This window comes from Marinimicrobium hydrolyticum, from assembly GCF_030848505.1.
Taxonomy (GTDB): domain Bacteria; phylum Pseudomonadota; class Gammaproteobacteria; order Pseudomonadales; family Cellvibrionaceae; genus JAVDDU01.
Genome location: NZ_JAVDDU010000030.1, coordinates 1 through 1,251 on the forward strand (window position 1 = coordinate 1; position 1,251 = coordinate 1,251).

At 54.2% G+C, this 1,251-nt stretch carries 1 protein-coding gene; it reads right to left on the reverse strand.

The genetic code is table 11. The features are described 5' to 3' along the window. Positions 1-51: 51 nt before the first annotated feature. On the reverse strand, positions 52-1,209 hold the full coding sequence (locus RBH33_RS17700) for an integrase core domain-containing protein (RefSeq protein ID WP_306733553.1): 1,158 nt from the start codon (positions 1,207-1,209) through the stop codon (positions 52-54). Positions 1,210-1,251 lie beyond the last annotated feature (42 nt).

Here is a 1,251-nt window from a genome sequence, read left to right on the forward strand (position 1 = left end):
TGTTGAGCCGGTCACATAGGTAACGATGGAAACCGGCCACATAGGTAACACCTATGCGGGCCGGATGACCCTTCCAAGCCGTTCGTCTACGACGCCAAGCTTGAGTCGGCCAAAGTACAACTGCCAGCGCTCATGGTCCAGTGGCTCAAGCCCAATGTGTTCCCCTGTTAGTTGACGCGTAGTGTAAATCGGCTGGCCGTTAAGTTTGATGTAGCCGCCGTATTTCACTTTTCTGACGGCAAACTCATCAGGGTAGTGTATTTGAGGGATCCTTTCGGGATACGGTCGCGGTGACGGTACATGAACGTCAATTGGGCACTTTCCTAGACCCAGGCTTTGGTGTGGCCTCTCCTCGTTGTATTCATTCCGAAAGTGATTGAACGCCCTTTGTTGAGCGGACATGTCGCCCTTAGGGGGCTTAGCCGTGTGATCTTTCAACGTGCGGTGCATCCGTTCATGTCGACCATTTTGAGACGGCTTGCCCGGAGCAATTCGCTCGGGATAGATATTAAGCTTCAGCAGCCAAATCGCAAGCGGCGTCAGACCTCCGAGCACGTTCATGGCAAAGGGCCAGCCGTTGTCGGTTCGGATGACTTTGGGTAAGCCATAGCTCCGAAAGGCTTGCCTATAAACTTCGAATGACGCCTTTAAATCAAGTGTCGGCATGCCCCTACAGCTGATCAGCAATCGACTGCAGTTGTCCGATAGCGTCAGTGGATAGCACCAGTGACCGTTACCCAGGCGAAAGTGGCCTTTGAAATCCGCACTCCAGACCTCGTTAGGGCCTGTGGCGTGAGCAAGCGGTTGAGTATGGGGCGGAGTCTTGCGACGAGGGCGGCGCGTCTTGACCAGATTGTGCGCGCTTAGAATCTCACCAATCGTACTGATTGCCGGCCAGTGTCCATCTGGGTTGTCTCGATGCAACGCTGAATGGATTGTGACCGGTCCCCAGCGGTCATATCGAAGCTTTAGCTCCACGATACGCTCAATGACTGCTTCTGGTGTTCGCTGCGCCTGCGTATGTCGTGCTCGGCTTTGATCGGCCAGTCCTGCCATTCCCTCGGCTTTGAAGCGGTTTATCCACTTGTGCCCTGTCTTGCGAGACACGCCAAAACGTTCGCACAGTTCCGTGACGCTAAAACAGCCACTAAGCCAGCCGTTGATGAACGACTCTCTCTCACTCATGGTACAGGTCTCTTTCCAGGTCATAGGCCCCTCCTAACTGAGGCCTAGACGTTATCACCTGTTACC

Excerpts from the sequence above, each read along its gene's own strand:
- RBH33_RS17700 (WP_306733553.1), bottom strand. The coding sequence starts at position 1,209 with ATGACCTGGAAAGAGACCTGTACCATGAGTGAGAGAGAGTCGTTCATC.